This is a genomic window from Brasilonema sennae CENA114 (assembly GCF_006968745.1).
In the GTDB taxonomy this organism is placed as follows: Bacteria; Cyanobacteriota; Cyanobacteriia; order Cyanobacteriales; family Nostocaceae; genus Brasilonema; species Brasilonema sennae.
In genome coordinates this window covers 1,896,612-1,914,204 of the sequence record NZ_CP030118.1, presented here as the reverse complement: position 1 = coordinate 1,914,204, position 17,593 = coordinate 1,896,612, and the positions used below count along the sequence as shown (strand labels likewise).

Genomic DNA, 17,593 nt, shown 5'->3' with positions numbered 1-17,593 from the left:
TCGAGAGGGTTTTTTTTTGTATTGTATTTTTAGCTATCTTGCCAGTTTTGTTCTGCTTTTTCGACAATGTAAGCAGCTACGTCTATAATGTCCTGTTCACTTAACTTACTCTTGAATGCGGGCATAGCATTCTTGCCATTTTGCACCTGGTAGATAATCGCTTGGATTGAGTCTGCATCATAATCCTCCAGGTACTTTGATAAAGCTTCCTTTTTCAAAGTTTTTTCGCTAATCAGGATGTTACCACCACCTATATGACAAGAAGAGCAGTTAGCTTTAAAGATTTTGGCACCGTAGGTTATTTCGGCTGCAAGTGCTGAATCAATAAATGTAAATTGGAACAAGGCGATCCTCCAACAGGGAGCGGCCCAAAGGCTGATCGCCAATAAAGCTATAAATAAAACTATTCTCAAGAGATTCTCCTTGCAACTAGCCTCCAGCGACTCAAAAACAGTCTCCAGTCACTATTGTAAGGCTGCCAGAAGTCTTAAAGGAACTACTCTTTGATACAGTTGCTAACTTCCAAGTGCCACTACGCCGTAATCTTGTAAATTGTTTGTGACTAACGAGGTAAGTTGTTTCTTTAGATACAAATTTTCTCAAAATTAGTGGTGACGAGTTTATCTCTCTTTGTTGCCATCAACTTTTGGACGAGGATAAAACTTGTCACCACTGATAACCCTTCATGTAAACATATCAACATTAGGGTCTGTGATCTAAAAGCGTAATTCGCTCTTTTTGCTCACGATGAAGTTTTTCTGTCAACAGCTTAAATCTAGCCTTCGACAGTGACTTTGCCAACCATACCTGCGCCACGGTGAGGTTCGCAGTAGAAAGTGTAGTCACCCGGAGCTGCGTCTGTTGGGATAGTTGTTGTTGTTTTTTGACCAGGACTCATGAGCAACTTCTTATGAGACAAATCTTTAGCAACTTCCTTACTCTTGGCAGGATTTTTGGCTGGATCAAACACAACATTATGAGGAGGAACTTTGTTGTTGAGCCATTCAATTGTGTCGCCTGGTTTAACCGTCAATTGCTTTGGCTGAAATACCAACATTCCTTTATCACTACCCAGTTTAACAGTATATGTTTCCGCTGAAGCACTGGGAGCAAAAACAACTAAGCTACTAACAACGAAAAAAGTTGTTAACAATGCTATACCAAAGCGCCGTAAGCTTGACGCGATCATTTTCATAGCTTTCTCCTAACAGCAGGTTTTATCTTCCTTATCCATTTTAGATAAATTTAAGCCTAAATATGACAATCTGTCGTAGATGCAAAGTTTTTTTTAATATTGGCGAATCATACTATTCTCATCAGCAATGACAACTTGACTAAAAACACAAAGATGTATATCATTCATCAGTCTTAAGTACTAAGTTCCAAAAACTCTTTTTCTCCTCAATTCCAGTTCACTGACTCCAACTATTTTCCTAAGTGTTATAACTGTTAATAAACTTCATTAAAAATAGTTTGTAGTCGTTAGTCGGTAGTACAGCGCTCGTCGTCCCAAGTGGATCAAGTGGCGTGAGCCACGCTTGCTCTAACGCCTAATTCGTACGCTTGTACTGACGCAGAATTCAAAATATGTCCTGTGGACACGCTCTTGCAACTGAATCCAAAAAGCTTAGGTCATAAGCTTTTCAATGATTCTGTAGACGCGTAGCGATGAAAATGTGTGTGCTTTTTTTCTAGATGTACGAGTGACTAATTATTAGTCCCTAATTATAGAGTTTCTAAGGATTCAACAGCAGAGCCAGAGCCGGCACGAGGAAAACCTCGGTACAGCCCTGGCTCACTAATAACTAAATCAAGCTAGTCGTTTTAGTAATAAATTTTACCGCCTCCCCATCGTATAGGGTCAACCTTCGGTTGCACGAGAATATAACCAGCGATCGCCTCTAGGTCATCATCGGTCAGATTTCTCATTTCTGTGAAAATATCTGCGCTCTTGGTGCTGGGGTGTAATTCAGAAATTTCCTCTTCCCCGTCAAAGGTGGTAGGATTTTTCAGGTAGTCCACCAAACCTTCAACGTTGTTACGGTTTGGTGTAGCTAGGGCGAGTGTTTCAGGATCGAGTCCTATGTTTTGGTTTGTCTTGGTAATACCTCCAGGATGACACTGGGAGCAAGTGTTGTTAAATAAGCGTTTGCCTTCTTTGAGTTGTTTAAGGCTAACGACAGTAGTCTCGCCACCCTCATTTAATGTCACGGTGCGGGTCGTTTTATCTAGTTGCACTGCGGAGGCGCTACCGACAACGAATTGAAAGGTCAGCAAAATAGTAGCCGCAAAAATGCCAAACAATTTTCTAAACATTTTTCCCCTTAACGATTTTGATGCTCAACACAGCTAAAATGACAATGCTCAACCTCATTCGTGCTCATGGCTAATTGCTGAGTGTTAATATTCTTCGCTATTAGGCACGAGCTATAAGCAACTCAAGTCACTTCGGTTTCATAACTTGTGTTGCTAGTACCTTCTAAGTGTGGTTCAGACAGAATTTGGGAAATAATTGCCTTTGCATCCTAAGCTAGCCAAAGGGGTCTTAGGGTTTTTGTAGGCAATTAAAAGTTCGTCACACATAGACAACACCTTTTCCACAAGAACACTGTAGTCAGTGGCTATCTCGGCAATTGACAGATCCGCAAAAGCCATAACACTTCAGGTAGAGATAGAGCTGCTGTAATACCAATATCACAAAAGGCGACAGGGAAACTCATCAGTGGTAGGCTGACTCAGAAAGCTTGCCATGTCATCCTAGGTGTAAAAGTGTCAATTAGTGATGATGTTGATAGTGACCGAAGGCAGGACTGTAGATTGCTAAAAGGTTTTGGGGTGAAAGTGCGACTTGGTGCAACACCAGTGCAAACAGAGTTTGCATTGCCCCAAGCGATGCTCCCAAAGGGAACCGCTCAAAGGGCGATAAGCGCGCTTGCTTGACGCTACGCATATCACAATGGCGACTCACCATATGGATGTCATGGCAAACCTGTAACACTGTCAATTTTTGTATTCTATTGTACTAAAATTTTACATTTTCTTCTGCATCTGGTGTCAGTCCAGATCACTGTTTTGTCCTTACTGAAAACTGTCTGTTTTGCTGTGTTTAAGTTTTGTTTGCTCAAATATATAATAACGATTATCATTATTATTGTATACTTGTAATTACATGTTCTTCTTAAAAAGAAATTTTCTTAAGAGTAATACTGTATGTACTTAGGCTGAACAAAAGTATAGATTGATTCCGAATGACTTCTAATGGCTTGCTGTGCAGGAGTTTTACTTTCACATATATTATATGCAGATTTAATGATAAATTTTTAAATTTGTTGTTAAACAATTTGCTGATTACTGATAAATTAATGAAACTACTTTCTATAAAAAATGAATTTTAAGAAAGCAGAATGTGGCTAGTAATTGAGAATTGGTGTGAGGAAAAAAATGACAAACTTGTGGAAATCTTTGCTGGCTAGTCCAGCAGTTTTGGGGGCAATGTTAGCGATGAGTACCACTGCTGTTGCGGGGGAAACACCAGCTAATTTAGAAATCAAACAAGCTGAGAATACCACCCAAAACAAGACAACGGCACAAGTCACTTCGGTGTCTCAGCTATCAGATGTACAACCCACTGATTGGGCTTTTCAAGCACTGCAATCTTTAGTGGAGCGCTATGGCTGTATTGCTGGATACCCGAATGGAACTTATCGCGGAAATCGGGCGATGACGCGATATGAATTCGCAGCTGGGTTGAATGCTTGTCTCAACCGAGTCAACGAACTCATAGCCACCGCCACAGCAGATTTGGTAAATAAACAAGATTTAGCGACATTACAAAGACTACAAGAAGAATTTGCAGCAGAACTGGCGACACTGCGAGGTCGTGTGGATACTCTGGAAGCAAAAGCTGCTGAATTAGAGGCAAATCAATTTTCTACTACGACGAAGTTACAGGGACAAGTGGTTGCTGCAATCACTGATGTCTTGGGAGGCGATAGAGTTAACGATGTAGATGTCAAAAACAATCACACAACCTTAGGGGCGCGCGCGCGTGTGGAGTTTGTCACCAGCTTCACAGGCGAAGATACACTCTTTACTCGGATACAGACTAATAATATTCTCAACCCTAATATTGGAACACCAGAGGGCAGCCTGTTCTTTGCCGATGAAGACGGCACAACTGATGCTCTTATTGATGCACTGTGGTACAAATTCCCTCTTACCAAAAGTACACAGGTTATTGCAATTGCCAATGCGGGTGCAGCAGATGATCTCACCAATACAGTCAACATTTTTGATGGGGACGGCGCATTTGGTGCTTTGTCGAGCTTTGGCACACGAAACCCAATTTATTACCAAATGGATGGTGCGGGACTGGGAGTTACTCAGCAGTTTGGTGAGGCGTTATCACTCAGTTTGGGGTATTTAGGAAGTTCACCCAATGATCCATCTTCTGATAATGGATTGTTCAAAGGTCCATATGGTGCTCTTGCACAGCTCACTTTTAAACCCAGTGAGCGCTTTACTATTGGCTTAACCTACATCAACGCCTATAATCAGGAATTGGGCACTGGTAGCCAGCGGGCAAATCCTATATCTTTCTTTAAGTCAGAGTTAGCTGCTCCCCCTGATGTGCCTGGAGAACCTGAGCCAGTGAATGTGCCATTTTCCAGCGATTCCTACGGTATACAAGCATCCCTTGGTCTGAGTGAGAAATTTGTCTTGGGTGGTTGGGTTGGATACACCAACGCTCGTAACTTATCTACCGAAGGAGGAAGAATTGACCGTGGTGAGCTTGATATTTGGAACTGGGCTGTAACTTTAGGATTTCCCGATCTTGGTAAAAAAGGAAACTTAGCAGGTATCATCTTTGGTATGGAGCCGAAAGTCACAGGCTCTAGTATTAATGAAATTTCCAAAGACAGAGATACTTCATATCACCTAGAAGCGTTCTACCAATACAAGGTGACTGACAATATCACTATTACTCCAGGAGTCATTTGGCTGACAGCGCCAGATCATAACAGTAACAACGATGGTGTTGTGATTGGTGCACTTAGAACCACCTTCAGTTTTTGAAAAGCGCAAATTAAGCAGTACAAAAAGACCAGCCTACCACAGCTGGTCTATTTAAACATCTTAATTTGTGTTGTCTTCTCAAAACAGTTAACCCCAAGTCGCGCGTTCCCAAAACGCAACGGGATACTTTTCTTAACAATATTGTAACAGTCAGTACAAATTTTTTATGACATTTATCAAAAAAAGATATTTAGGAAGAAAATAAGTTTCCATCTTTAATAAAAATTCTAAATATGGTATGTAGGGGGAAAATTGTTTAAATTTTGAATTAAAAATCAAAATTTAAATAATTTTTTTTGTATTTTGAACAACAAATATAATCGCAACTCACGACTTAGGATTGAGCACTAACGACTGCGGTTGTCCCCAAATGATACGCTCCTGCTTGTAGATAGCAATTCCCGGTTTCGCTCCTTTGGGTTTATAAACATATTTTGGCTGAGTGTAAACAACTGGAACCTGTTCACTTTGACGACCACGACTGTAGTATGCTGTTAAGTTAGCAACATATTGCAAATCAGCTTCTTCTGGGACACGACCTGCTTCCAGACGTAGTAACACGTGGCTACCTGGAATCTCTTGAGCATGGAACCATAAATCGTAATCGTTTGCCACACGAAAGCTTAATTGGTCATTCTGGCGGTTATTCCGACCAATTAAAACTTCAAAACCACTGGGAGTGCGATAATGATAAAAGTTAATGCTAGCAGCTTCCGTTGGACTGCGACGGCGATATTCTGAGTCTTCAAAATACCGCTGTTGAATAAGTTCCTCACGGATTTCTTCAAGAGCTTGTAAATCTTCTGCTGTGTTGTAATTTTCTATCTGCGAAATAGCCGCTTCCACTTGCTCCAAATACTCAATTTCAGCATTGACTTCTGCCAATAATGGTTCTACGGCAATACGAGCGCGTTTAAGTTTTTGATGCTGCTTGTAGAGATTTTGGGCATTTTGGACGGCATTTTTATCTGGCTGTAAAGCTATTTTTACTGGTTCGCTAGTTTCAAAATCAGGGATAACAATTTCTGTCATTCCCACTTGCCATTCATGGAGATGCGCCATCAACAAATCAGCATTTTGTCGATATTCATCTGCTTTTTCTGACTGCTGCAAGCGTTGCTTAAAAGTAGCAGCTTTCACTCGTAATTTCTCCAAAAGATTATTCAGTTTTTGACTCAATTGATGGCGCAGTTGGGAAAATATTTGTTGATTGAGCTGATCTGTGTAGTAACGGTTGAGTAACTCTTGGATATCTTTGGCACTTTTGTGGACACCCCAACCAACCACGGTGTAACCTTCTTGTGTCCAACCAGGTTCAAACTTCTCGCTTTCGACCTTTTGCAGCCATTCTTGCCAATGATCAAACAGCCGTTGCCAGTCATCAAGTTTGAGGGTCTGTGTCGAACTCTCTGGGTTGATTTCTGATACCATCAGCATTGATTGTATCAGTGAAGGAGAAACACCGCGATGGGTTTTGAGCAACTGACGCTTGATAGCTCCTGGTACTAAGCTAACTCGTTCTTGCCAACGTTCTTGAGATTCACTTAAGCTGGGTGTAGCAGCGGTGAGACTGGGTGGTGTTTCATAAGGCTGTCCTGTCAGAATTGGACGGACACTAGATTGTTGTTGTTTGACTTGATGGGCAACGGTGATAATGCTGTTATTGGCATCGGTGAGAATAACATTGCTGTACTTGCCCATGATTTCGACGTACAGGTGATACAGGGCGCTTTCCCCTGGACGACGGGCAAATTGCAAATCAACTACACGTTCCCAAGGAGCAATCGCCTCAAGCCCCACCAACGCCAAACTGCCCAACTGGTGCACTAGTTGTTGGCTAAAGGTAAAAGTATCTGGTGTTCTTGGTGGTGGTTCACCGATGTGAAGGCGTGCTGCTTGCGGATGCCAAGAAATTTCCAGCCAACCCCGCTGCTTCAGGGTGCGGAGTGCTACGGCAATTGTGTAGCTGTTGCGTTGATAAACCTGCTCTACGCGCGATGGTAGCCAGTGAGCGCGGATGTCGCTACAAACAGCGGTAAGAGTTGTAAAGTCAAATGTTTGCACAACGGTTAGTCGCTGTTATTTAGGTATCGATTGTCAGTATAGCAATCTTAAATCATTCGTGAACAACAAGATACTTCTTAACAGGCAACTGTGAACAGTGAACAATTGATAACTGATAACTGATAACTGATAACTGTTAAAGTTTTATCTCGTTGCAGCACAACTACTAATTGGTGCTGGTGAGGAGCGTTGTGGGCGAGTTTTGGTAGGATCATAAGCTACCAGCACCACCTGACCTTTTTCGTTATATATCCAACCTTGAGCAGGTATTATCTTTTTGACAGTTGGCTGTTGAGATGGTTTCTTTTGTGTTGTACTTGTTGAACTTACCGTACTGGGAACAGGTTCAACTAAATCAACGCGCACATTGTCATTAGTGAGGATTTTATTGGGGTCAGATGGCAATCCGCCACGTCCTGTGATGGTGAAAGTACTGCCAAAACCTTTGATACAGGGATTTAGGGCTATCTGCTGTGCAGGGTCGAGCACAGTTTCTGATAACTCAAATAACCCACGGGTGGGTTCAATATCAGGTGTGTTGAATTGCACTGTGCCACTGAATTGTAGACCAGCTTCAGAAAAAGCGGTGATATCGCTGTCTGGAGAAAGAAATCTACTACCTTTAGTTGTAATGCTTACCTTGCCTCCATAACCTTGTTGGGCATTAGCTGTGATGTCGCTATTTTCCAGAGCAACTAAGTTGTCAGTTTTAATCTCAATGTTGCCTCCATTAGCCGTGCCTGTAGCATTAGTGGCGATCTTGCTGTTGTGGCGCAAGATTAAGTCACCAGAATTCACGATAATGTCGCCTCGTCCCCCACTCGTGTTGGCGTTAAGCTGACTGTTATCAAGCTTAATGGTGTCAGCCACAATCTCCAAATTACCAGCATTACTATTACCAGTACTATTAACTTCCAATGCCGTTCCGTCAAGAACTAAGGTTTTTGCTCGCACTTTCAAGTCTCCAGCATTACCACTGCTGTCGGTGTTCGTGTTCACACCTGTTGCGTTAATCTTAAATAGATCTGCGACAGTAATGTTGATTTCTCCAGCCTTACCTGTGCCACTTCCTTGTGTACTGCTAACGACTCTTGAGCGTTCCAGTAGAAAAGAATTTGCATTGATATTAATTTTTCCAGCGTCACCAGTGCCAGAAGTGCTTGTAGATATACCTGCTTTGTTCGGTAATTCCAAAGAACCTGCGACATTAATGTTGATTTCTCCAGCCTTACCTGTGCTATCTTTCTCCGTTTGGCTACTAACAATTCCATCTTCAAACCGAAAAGAACCTGCAGTAATATTGATTTTTCCAGCGTCACCTCTGCTATAAGTATTAGTACTTATAACTGTGCTGTTACTCGTAAGAGAGTTTGCGCTCGTTAAGTTGATTTCTCCGGCAAGACCTGTGTTTACAACTTCGCTAGAGACATACGACTCTTCAATCTGCAAAGAATTTGCATTAATGTTGATTTTGCCAGCATTACCCGTACCAGATGAGTCGGTTAGTATACCTGTATAGGCGATAGCTATCGGACCATTGACAGTAACGTTGATATCTCCAGCATTACCAGTGCTTTTTTCTGTCGTTAAGCTCACAAGGCCAGATCCGCCTTCAGTTCCCAAAGAATTTGCACGAATGTTGATGTCTCCAGCTTTACCCTTGTTATCTGTCTGAATGCTGAGACTGCCATTCTCAAACTTAATGTTGTTCGCATCCAGTTTTATTTGTCCGCCATTCCCGGAACCGAAGGTGTTACTGTAGACGCTGGAGCGATTGAAACCTATAGACTCACCAACAATGCTAATTTCTCCTCCATTTTTCTGGCCAAGTGTATCAGCTAATAGAACTGATTCAGATTTTAAATTGATATTCTTACCTTTGATCGCAATAGAACCACTGCCATCTCCAGTGACATTAGCAAACGCTTGACCAGAAAACTCAATGTCTCGAAAACTGGGCGTGCCTTGATAAGCTAGTGAAAAACCTTCAGATTGTGCTGGGACGAGATTTACAATTTGATTGCTATCAAAACTGCCGATTTCAATACGTCCTCCTTTTGACCTGAGTACACCACCCTCAACAGAGACATTCCCTCCTACGAGTGCTAAGGTTTTTCCGGGTTCGACTTGCAATCCTGTAACGTTCGAGTCAAATTGGTTACGCTCACCTGGCTTAGCAAGATTATCATAGTTAACTCCGTGCCCTGATCCTCGTACCTGAATGTTTCCAGGATTATTCCGAAATCCCAACCCAATCGGAACATTTATCGTTAACAGTGGCGGTGCTTGGGGATTGGTGGCGCTAAACTCAAATCCATTGTCAAATAGGAAACTGTGCGCTGTAGTTCCTAAAAATGAACCACCAATATTCAAACTGGCATTTGGTCCAAAGATAATCCTTGCTGGATTGAGTAAGAACACGTTAGCTGCGCCATTTGCTTTTATCAAACCATCAATATTAGAAATAGAACCACCCGTGACTCGGTTGATAATGTTTTGTATATTGGCTGCATTGTTAAAGTTAGCCGAACCGCCTGTGGGAACAGAAAATTCTTTGAAGCTGTGAAAAAGGTTTCCTCCTCTTGTTGTACCATCATTGATGTTAAAGTTTTTGCCATCAGGAGTGGTAACTGTGGTGGATACAGTTCCATCAGGAGTCACTTGTTGCGCAACAGCGCTGGTGATAGGCGCAAGAGTTGCTATGGTTGCTACGCCTAAGGTGAGGAATTTGAGGGTATGATGCACCAGTTTGATTGTCAGCATTTTACAAGTTTTGGATGATGGGATTGGCTCTGGGGGGCACACCATTGCTGTAGCCCTACGATCTGGTTTGCAGTTATGCCAATGAAAAATAATCTCGAAGGAGTAAAATTGTAGCTCTTGAGTACCAATATCAGGTTTGTACGATACTAAAACTTGTTTGTAAGATTTTTTGACAAAACGTTGTAATGTTTACAGATTCAATTGTGTAGCTCTTGGAATACTTAAGCAGATTGGATTTGGAGCTTGTCCTAAGCCGCCAAGAACGTAGACAAGCCTACACTTCTATTGACAATGATCTACACCTTTAATTAGCTCATCGACAAATCCTCTAAGCCTTTCTTGCCAGTCAGGAACGGCTTTTAGCTTGTCCTTAACTCCTGGCAATACCTTAAAGCATACAGGGTCTTTATCGAACGGGCGATCACTGGTGAAACCTAGTTTATGTTTCTTTTTAAAAGTCATTGCTACTATTGATATACTAATACTAGCAGACCATAAAGAGTCGAAACAATGCTTTTATCCATCAAGACAAAGTTAAAACTAAGTAAAACTCAAGAAATAATAATGAGTAAACATGCTGGAATAGCTAGATTTACTTACAACTGGGGTTTGGCAACTTGGAATAGCTTGTTTAAAGATGGGTTAAAGCCTAACAAATACATTCTTAAAAAGTTCTTTAACAACCACGTAAAACCTGAGTTTGAGTGGATTAAAGAAAAAGGCATTTGTCAAAAAATAACTCAATATGCTTTTGATAACTTAGGTGACGCTTTCTCCAGATTCTTTACGGGCATTGGTAGCTATCCTAATTTCAAAAAGAAGGGTCATCACGATTCTTTTACTATTGATGCAAGTGGCAAACCTATTCCTGTTGGTGGTAAGTCAATAAAACTTCCCACTATTGGATGCGTTAAAACTTATGAAGGTTTACCATATACCACATGTAAATCAATCACAATATCGCGAACTGCTGACAGTTGGTTTATTGCTTTCACTTATCAGCAGGAACATGAACCAAGCACCAAACAGCAGGGTGTTGTGGGAGTTGATTTAGATGTCAAGGAATTGGCTACACTGTCTACTGGTGTGGTTTTTCCTAATCCCAAACACTATAAAACTAACTTAGAAAAACTCGGAAGACTGTCTAGAAAATTTTCGAGAAAAGTTAAAGGATATAACAACAGACATAAAGCCAAAACTCAACTAGCTAAACATCATGCTAGGGTAGCCAATCTCAGGAAGAATACTCTTCACCAAATCACCCTTCGGGTTCGCCACTTTGCCATCGTGACGGAAGCCGCCAAGACGGCAAGTGGACTCACTACTTTCTTATGCAAAAACCACGCAAAAATAGTAGTAGAAGATCTAAATGTTTCCGGAATGCTAGCTAACCATAAATTAGCTCAAGTAATTGCTGATTGTGGTTTCCATGAGTTTAAACGCCAGTTGGAATATAAAGCTAAAAAGTTTGGTAGTGAAATAATCATTGCTGACCGTTGGTTCCCATCAAGTAAAACCTGTTCAAATTGTCGACATATTCAGGATATGCCGCTAAAAGAAAGAACTTACAACTGCAAAAGTTGTGGACATTCGATGACTTGTGTGTACAGCGTAGCTTATTAAGGGGAGGGGATTAAACTGTAGGGTAAATCAGCGTGAAATAAAAGTCTAAATTACTACGTCCTACACTTTTTTTCTTCTGCCATAAGCTATACCTGCCACTGTCGCTAAGAAGATGGCACCAACTGTTCCTGGTTCAGGTACACTCTTCGTGGTTGAGGAACTGCCAACTTTAATTTGATATGCTACTTGAGAACGCGCGGGTGTTATACCCGTCCAACCTATTAAGGCTTGACCAGTTAGGGTGAAAGGAGAAGATATATTGCTGAGTTGGATATAGTCTGTGTCTTGGCTGTTGTTGATAGATGAAGACGACAAACCGCCAAATACTTGGTTGTCAAAAGCCAGGTTAGTCAATGCGACATTACCATTATTGCTGGCAAAAGTGCGCAGGAAGATATCAGTCACCGGGCCACTAAACGCATTGCTAGTCAGTGTTTGACCACCGACAGTGTAATTGATTGTGCTTCCTGTATATTCCAAGGAGAAGTTTGCCCCTTGACGATTACCCCAGACGTACTCACCTGCAGCAACAGGGTTTCCACCGCTTAATTCTCCATTAGCATTAGGTCTTATTGGTGTATTTATTCCTAATTCACGTTCTGTTGTGTCTAAACTGTTGTTACCAATTCGTCCTTCGGTAACAAACGATTCAGAAAATTGCCCATTACGGAGTAGATTCTCAAAATCTGTATCAGTAAATCCTGTTCTATCAACGATTGTCAGGGCTTTGGCAGAGTTAGGTAACAAAAATAAACCCAACGTGGCTAGTCCTACTACAATCAGTGATTTGCTGTTATTGATAGATTTGCGTATAGAAAGCATGGTATCTCCTTAGTTTTATTCTTCAATTGACGAAATTTTTTGTGTAATTTTGACCAAACCCCGAGCCATAACTTTCAAACCTTGAACAGCGTGAAGAAAGAATTCCCAAGCTGAGATCTGAGTTCTTTGTTCGTCATTTCTATCTCCACACGTTAGGATATGGCTTCCTGAAATAGCGATAAAAAGAGTCGGACTTTACAGAAAATTTTACTGAACATGAAATTTTCACTTTTTCAAACTAGGGAAATACTCGGAAAACAATCTGATTATATAAGTTTTTTATATATATAAAAATACGCAAAGAAACCTGGTTTATACCAAAAATCGTCTGTTTCGCAACCAAAGACGAACGAAGAAACCGGGCTTGCCCTGAGCGTAGCCGAAGGGTTTCTGGCAGATGGTGCTTAAGTCGTAATATGAAGATTATGGAATAACTAGGAATGCATAAAAATGCATAAAAAATAAAAAGACTTCATAAAGAAGTCTGCGCCGAAACAATACAGTTATCAGTTATCAGTTCCTGTTGACTGTTCACTGTTTGAACGGAACCGTATTGTTATCCGAAACAAATATTGTGAAAAATTTTAAATGTACGATCGCAAGTTGTGTCTCGACGTAGAGATAATCGATATTCGTCGAAGTGTAAGAAATTAACAATAAAAAGTTTAGTTTTTAAAAATTAACTTCTTACATTTGATATTAACTCGCCAAGATTGCTTCTTTTTGTGTGTCTTCGGGGGAAATTTCCGGTTGTGTTATTTCAGGTTTATCCTCTAACAATTGAGTGTAAAGTTGAGCAAGATCAGATGCAACTCCTTCCCAACTGAACTTTGTTTCTACGCGTTTTCTGGCAGCTTCACCCAACTCGTCTCGCCATTGGGAACTGCTCAGAATTCGATCAATTGCAGTAGAGAAAGCAGCGACATCTTGTGGTGGTGCAAGTAAACCAGTTTCTTCAGAGATAACTGTAAACTGAAGTCCACCGACATCACTAGCTACAACTGGTGTTTTACTTGCCATTGCTTCAATAGCCACTAGTCCAAAAGGTTCATAGTGACTGGGAACAACACAAACATCAGCAGCGGCGTAGTAATATGGCAGCATTTCTTGCTCGACACGACCGGGGAAAGTCGTAAAGTCGTTCATCCCTAATTCGGCGACAATACTCTCAATCCGATCGCGCTCGATTCCATCGCTTTGACCTGGGCGGCTACCACCAGCAATCATTAACTGCAGCTTTGAAGAAGGTCCTCGCAATTGAGACTGTCCGACAGCACGCACTAGTGTTTCTATGCCTTTGCGTGGATCAAAACGCCCTACATACATGACAAGTTTCGCTTCTGGGTCGATTCCCAACTTAGCTCTTGCTGCTTGTCGATCTATACAACCAAACTGTGCGATATCTGTACCGCAGGGAATAATGTCGATGGTTCCTTCTGTGGAAACAAGCGATCGCATATGTTCTTTTTCCTGCGGACTTGTTGCAACGATTCGTTCGGCTGTCTCTAACACCTGTTTTTCTACTGCTAGCCTGGTTGCAGCAACCAAAGGAATCACATCAATCGTGTTGTACTTAACTGCTCCTAGGGAGTGGTATGTGTGAACCTGCTTGCTCCCTTGTTTTTCCTTCAACTGCATTCCTACCCAACTAGAAAGCCAGTAGTTTGTATGAACCAAAGAGTATACGAAGCCATTTTCTTGCTGGAATTGGAGAAATTTCTCTACAAATTCTGGCAAGTTTGCGAACAAATCGTCTCGCGGTACAAATTCAACAGCGCCGGCTTCTAAGCGAATGGTTCGACAGTTTGGGCTATGTTGAACTATTGTTTCTTGTTGCGCACTCACTTTGCGAGTAAACATATCTACTTGCCATCCAAGCTTGGCTAGTGCTTCTCCTACTTGGCGCACGTAAACGTTTTGTCCTCCAGCCTCTTCTTTCCCAATCTCAACAGCCGGATCACCGTGTACGGAAATTAGGGCGACGCGTTGTTCAGTTCTAGAGTTCATAGTTTGTTGGTGTCTTCTGGTTAAGAGGTACTAGGCAAATTGCGTATGCAACTAGACTTTTACCTCTCGCAAATTTTAATTAATCTTTATTATATTTTAAGATCACAAAACTTTTATACATCTGCTACTAGAGGTAATTTTTCATGTTTGTAAATATTTATACTTACTTGAATCATTGCTTGGCTATATTTTTATCTTATTTTCTTAATAAAAAAACATAACTTTTGTAATGATCCTGACATATATAGAGTTTTATCCATCTAGATCACCGTACTATTTCGTCGAAAAAATTCTCGGTCACAAGTATAAAAAAAGACTATTGCACATGAAAAAGTTACTTTCTATGATTGATAAAATCTACCTAATTGACTACGAAATTTCCAAGGACAACTTCCCAAGGTAAGAATCTTATTGAACAAATATGACTTATAAAAACCTGTTAATGATAATTGAAAGTTATTAATGATACTAATTTTTAGCGATGCGTCTCTCAATGTCTTATTTTTTACTTCGTAATTTAAGACAAAAAGTTAAAATCAACCATCTGTTAATTTCTAGCTAGGGATATCTCAACAAATGGTAAGTTAATTGACGACATAAGCAATCTGACAAAATGATTCGAGACTTCAGTCTCCGGCACACTCTGAAAGATACTATATGCAATTAGAATTTGTTCCTGTGGAAGAATTTTACTTTGTCCTAACTTTGGCGGTTCGGACTTTGGAAGAATTGGTAAAACCTGGTCTTGTCGAACAAGTGCGATCGCGACTGTTGGTAGAATGTGGGCAACCCTCTACTGTCGCTCCTGGTAAACAAAATACTTTCAACTATGTATTCCGTGTACAAGGTGTAGACAATAGCCCTGCATCTGGACTTGTCGTTTCCATTTCAGATTGGCAAGACAAGCTGCGTCTGAGTAGCGACTATGGGTGGACGCTAGATCCAGAACGCAAGCCTATTCGCACAAAAAGGTATAGCCAGCGATCAGATTTTGCCCAAGAGTTGCGATCGCACTTACAAGTATGGTTACAGCTTCCCATTAATACCTAAGGGATATTTAGATTAAAAATTAAAAATCAACAATCTTGACTTTTAATTTTTAATCTTTCCTGGTTGAAGTTTAACTCGTCGTTTGTGCAGCAAGCATTTGCTTGAGCTTTTCCAACTCATTAGCCCACCTGGGATCTGGACGAATCGCGTCGTCGCTAGTAGCGGTTGCTGGTGTGTTTTCCCGAACACCGCCACCACGACGAGACTTCTTGGAGCTTTTTTCTCTACGGTTGTTTTCTTTTGCTGGAGTAGGACTAGAGTTATTAGTTGTAGGATGAGTAATAACTTTAGTTGGTTGCTCCTCGTTATTTTCCTCTCCTTTGGTACGAGGTAATGCTTTTTCGAGTTTGATCGCAGTGTCTTTGAACAACTGACCGTTGTACTTTTCAATAATTTGGTCTGCTTGTTCGTCATTATTGACTGTAAGAAAACCAAAACCACGACACTTGCCAGTTTTTCGGTCTTTAATCAGTTTTGTGGTAACAGCATCGCCTTCTGCTGCAAAAACTGCCTGCAGCTCTTGACGATCTATTTCTTCTTTGGGCAAATTACCTATGTATAGGCGAATCGACATGAACTAAACCTCCACAAGTTGAGTGAAAACGACCAGGCAAAAAACAGTAGCTTGGCTGTGGCTTTATATAAATACTGTTGAGCAATTCTGCCATAAACCAATTTTTTTCTGCGAACTGTTAACCTATACAATACAGTTTTTTACCAGGATAAAGCTTGCTTAATACAAAAGCGCACAATTCTAACGACACCTTTATTCTAAGAATTTGGAATTTTACTGCGTACTGCTTATAACTCGAAAGTTCTTCAACCCTTCATTTTTCCAAAGAATCAAACACCATTCCCTACATTATCACGCTATTTTACACGCAGCCAGTTCATATTAGACATTTATAGCAATACCATAATTGCATAGTAGCATCAAATACACTTTTTCTACAGTTTCATATCATAATAAACAAAAACCAGCCAGTTACTGGCTGATTAACTGCTGTGTTGGGGAGAAAAATGCTATGTATCGCAAGCTGCCGCACAGATAAGCAAGCTTGGAACCCACGGTATATCGGCTATTGCTGTTAATATAAAGAAATTTAACATTTTATTGAAAATTGTGCAACTTTTGTTTACAAATCGCCGTGCGAAGTTATTAAGTGTACAGTAAAAAGTCAAATCACTAGTAGATCTCTCCAAAAATCGATTTTTAGTGCAAGCGTTGTAAAGGTTTCATAGCCATTTTTGGAGAGGTCTAGTGACTAATGACTAACTTTTTAACAAAATGTATGCTCCAACCGCCTCCGTTGCAACGGCTTAAACAGTAGACCAAATGGAATGAGGACCGTAGATGCTTGTACCGCTATGAGTTTGCAGAGTTTGGATCTCGTGTCTTGCTCCAAAGGCTCTAAATTAGTAACTTTTATATCATTGTCAAAAAAATGTCAATCTCTTTAAAGTGTGATTTGCACACTGTTGTACTTCAGAATTTTAACTTTGAGTGAGAGTTTCGCATAAAGCGGTCGTCCTTGGGATGTTAGCGCTTTTTGCATAAGCTACAATTAACCCAATTTGCGCTTGTAAAGAAATGTTACTGTAACCAACTCTTTGGGTTAGTGGTTCTAGGATGGCGATAAGCCCGAGGCTTTAGTTTGTGCGTATCGCACTTTGGAAATCTTGTTGCTTAATTCCGGATAACCCTGCCTCCAACGATGCTTAAGGATCTAACTCGCTGTATATTTGACAAGTTCGGCGTAAGTCTCCCATTCTTTCGGGAATTCAAAGTATGCTCGCTTGTCCTGCGGACACGCTTTGCGACGAGGGCGAGTGGTGGGAGAAGCGCCAGGGGATGACTCGGTTTTTTCGTTTTTTCATTAATTTAACTTATTCCACGGAAAACAGTTTTTTCATCCGTTTGTTCAAAGTGAAAAGTAATACTAATGAACGGCACATGCGTGACTGTCGGGGAACCCGGACGCCCCAGATACCTAGGTCGGGAGACCCTCATCAAGTACTGGCTCAACGGACAGGTGCCTCAAGTCGGGAAACCCGCCCACGGCACTGTCCTCCCCAACGCAGTGCCTCCCAATGACTAATGGGACAGTTATCATCGTATCCCCCACTGGGGTAAAATTGGTTAATTAGACGAGTATATCTTAATTTCAGAAAGAATGTTTACTTCCGC

The 17,593-nt window shown here is 41.1% G+C and carries 13 protein-coding genes; 3 read left to right on the top strand and 10 right to left on the bottom strand.

All coding sequences use genetic code 11. The features are described from left to right. Nucleotides 1-29: 29 nt before the first annotated feature. From petJ to DP114_RS08030, 4 genes are all read right to left on the bottom strand, one after another. Nucleotides 30-413: a cytochrome c6 PetJ gene (gene petJ / locus DP114_RS08045; protein WP_211178472.1), complete on the bottom strand. Its 384-nt coding sequence runs from the start codon at nt 411-413 to the stop codon at nt 30-32. Nucleotides 414-775: 362 nt separating this feature from the next. Next, a complete protein-coding gene (petE, locus tag DP114_RS08040) occupies nt 776-1,195 on the bottom strand; it encodes a plastocyanin (protein ID WP_171975853.1) in 420 nt (139 codons plus the stop codon). Between the two features lie 629 nt (nt 1,196-1,824). Then, the gene (gene psbV / locus DP114_RS08035) at nt 1,825-2,316 is read right to left on the bottom strand and encodes a photosystem II cytochrome c-550 (protein ID WP_169265504.1); all 492 of its coding nucleotides are present in this window, start codon (nt 2,314-2,316) and stop codon (nt 1,825-1,827) included. A gap of 460 nt (nt 2,317-2,776) precedes the next feature. Then, nucleotides 2,777-3,004 (bottom strand): hypothetical protein, encoded by a 228-nt coding sequence (locus DP114_RS08030; RefSeq protein ID WP_169265505.1) that lies wholly within the window; start codon nt 3,002-3,004, stop codon nt 2,777-2,779. A gap of 437 nt (nt 3,005-3,441) precedes the next feature. On the opposite strand from DP114_RS08030, the gene DP114_RS08025 reads away from it, so the two are divergent. Beyond that, a complete protein-coding gene (locus DP114_RS08025; RefSeq protein WP_171975852.1) occupies nt 3,442-5,076 on the top strand; it encodes an iron uptake porin in 1,635 nt (544 codons plus the stop codon). A 327-nt stretch (nt 5,077-5,403) separates the two neighbouring features. Here the strand turns inward: DP114_RS08025 and DP114_RS08020 are convergent, their stop codons facing one another. The 3 genes from DP114_RS08020 to DP114_RS08010 all read right to left on the bottom strand — a co-directional run bounded on the left by DP114_RS08020 (nt 5,404) and on the right by DP114_RS08010 (nt 10,365). Beyond that, a complete protein-coding gene (locus tag DP114_RS08020) occupies nt 5,404-7,140 on the bottom strand; it encodes an Rqc2 family fibronectin-binding protein (RefSeq protein WP_171975851.1) in 1,737 nt (578 codons plus the stop codon). Between the two features lie 144 nt (nt 7,141-7,284). Further along, nucleotides 7,285-9,903 (bottom strand): two-partner secretion domain-containing protein, encoded by a 2,619-nt coding sequence (locus DP114_RS08015; protein ID WP_171975850.1) that lies wholly within the window; start codon nt 9,901-9,903, stop codon nt 7,285-7,287. A 282-nt stretch (nt 9,904-10,185) separates the two neighbouring features. Next, nucleotides 10,186-10,365, bottom strand: a complete 180-nt coding sequence (locus tag DP114_RS08010; protein WP_171975849.1) for a hypothetical protein — start codon at nt 10,363-10,365, stop codon at nt 10,186-10,188. A gap of 48 nt (nt 10,366-10,413) precedes the next feature. Between DP114_RS08010 and DP114_RS08005 the strand changes: the two genes are divergently transcribed. Next, nucleotides 10,414-11,526 carry an RNA-guided endonuclease InsQ/TnpB family protein gene (locus DP114_RS08005; RefSeq protein ID WP_171975848.1) on the top strand — a complete coding sequence of 371 codons (1,113 nt, stop codon included), beginning with the start codon at nt 10,414-10,416 and terminating at the stop codon, nt 11,524-11,526. 60 nt (nt 11,527-11,586) lie between these two features. Here DP114_RS08005 and DP114_RS08000 read toward each other — a convergent pair whose 3' ends face one another. Together DP114_RS08000 and DP114_RS07995 are read right to left on the bottom strand one after the other, a co-directional pair. Beyond that, nucleotides 11,587-12,348 (bottom strand): choice-of-anchor W domain-containing protein, encoded by a 762-nt coding sequence (locus DP114_RS08000; protein WP_169265511.1) that lies wholly within the window; start codon nt 12,346-12,348, stop codon nt 11,587-11,589. A 699-nt stretch (nt 12,349-13,047) separates the two neighbouring features. After that, nucleotides 13,048-14,355 carry a glycosyltransferase family 4 protein gene (locus tag DP114_RS07995; RefSeq protein ID WP_169265512.1) on the bottom strand — a complete coding sequence of 436 codons (1,308 nt, stop codon included), beginning with the start codon at nt 14,353-14,355 and terminating at the stop codon, nt 13,048-13,050. Nucleotides 14,356-15,012: 657 nt separating this feature from the next. Between DP114_RS07995 and DP114_RS07990 the strand changes: the two genes are divergently transcribed. Continuing rightward, nucleotides 15,013-15,405 (top strand): hypothetical protein, encoded by a 393-nt coding sequence (locus tag DP114_RS07990; RefSeq protein ID WP_169265513.1) that lies wholly within the window; start codon nt 15,013-15,015, stop codon nt 15,403-15,405. A 70-nt stretch (nt 15,406-15,475) separates the two neighbouring features. On the opposite strand, the gene DP114_RS07985 is transcribed toward DP114_RS07990, so the two are convergent. Beyond that, nucleotides 15,476-15,979 carry an RNA recognition motif domain-containing protein gene (locus DP114_RS07985; protein ID WP_169265514.1) on the bottom strand — a complete coding sequence of 168 codons (504 nt, stop codon included), beginning with the start codon at nt 15,977-15,979 and terminating at the stop codon, nt 15,476-15,478. Between the last annotated feature and the right edge of the window lie 1,614 nt (nt 15,980-17,593).

Excerpts from the sequence above, each read along its gene's own strand:
- psbV (WP_169265504.1), bottom strand. The coding sequence starts at position 2,316 with ATGTTTAGAAAATTGTTTGGCATTTTTGCGGCTACTATTTTGCTGACC.
- DP114_RS08010 (WP_171975849.1), bottom strand. The coding sequence starts at position 10,365 with ATGACTTTTAAAAAGAAACATAAACTAGGTTTCACCAGTGATCGCCCG.
- DP114_RS07985 (WP_169265514.1), bottom strand. The coding sequence starts at position 15,979 with ATGTCGATTCGCCTATACATAGGTAATTTGCCCAAAGAAGAAATAGAT.
- DP114_RS08015 (WP_171975850.1), bottom strand. The coding sequence starts at position 9,903 with ATGCTGACAATCAAACTGGTGCATCATACCCTCAAATTCCTCACCTTA.
- DP114_RS07990 (WP_169265513.1), top strand. The coding sequence starts at position 15,013 with ATGCAATTAGAATTTGTTCCTGTGGAAGAATTTTACTTTGTCCTAACT.
- DP114_RS08025 (WP_171975852.1), top strand. The coding sequence starts at position 3,442 with ATGACAAACTTGTGGAAATCTTTGCTGGCTAGTCCAGCAGTTTTGGGG.
- DP114_RS08005 (WP_171975848.1), top strand. The coding sequence starts at position 10,414 with ATGCTTTTATCCATCAAGACAAAGTTAAAACTAAGTAAAACTCAAGAA.
- DP114_RS07995 (WP_169265512.1), bottom strand. The coding sequence starts at position 14,355 with ATGAACTCTAGAACTGAACAACGCGTCGCCCTAATTTCCGTACACGGT.
- petE (WP_171975853.1), bottom strand. The coding sequence starts at position 1,195 with ATGAAAATGATCGCGTCAAGCTTACGGCGCTTTGGTATAGCATTGTTA.
- DP114_RS08000 (WP_169265511.1), bottom strand. The coding sequence starts at position 12,348 with ATGCTTTCTATACGCAAATCTATCAATAACAGCAAATCACTGATTGTA.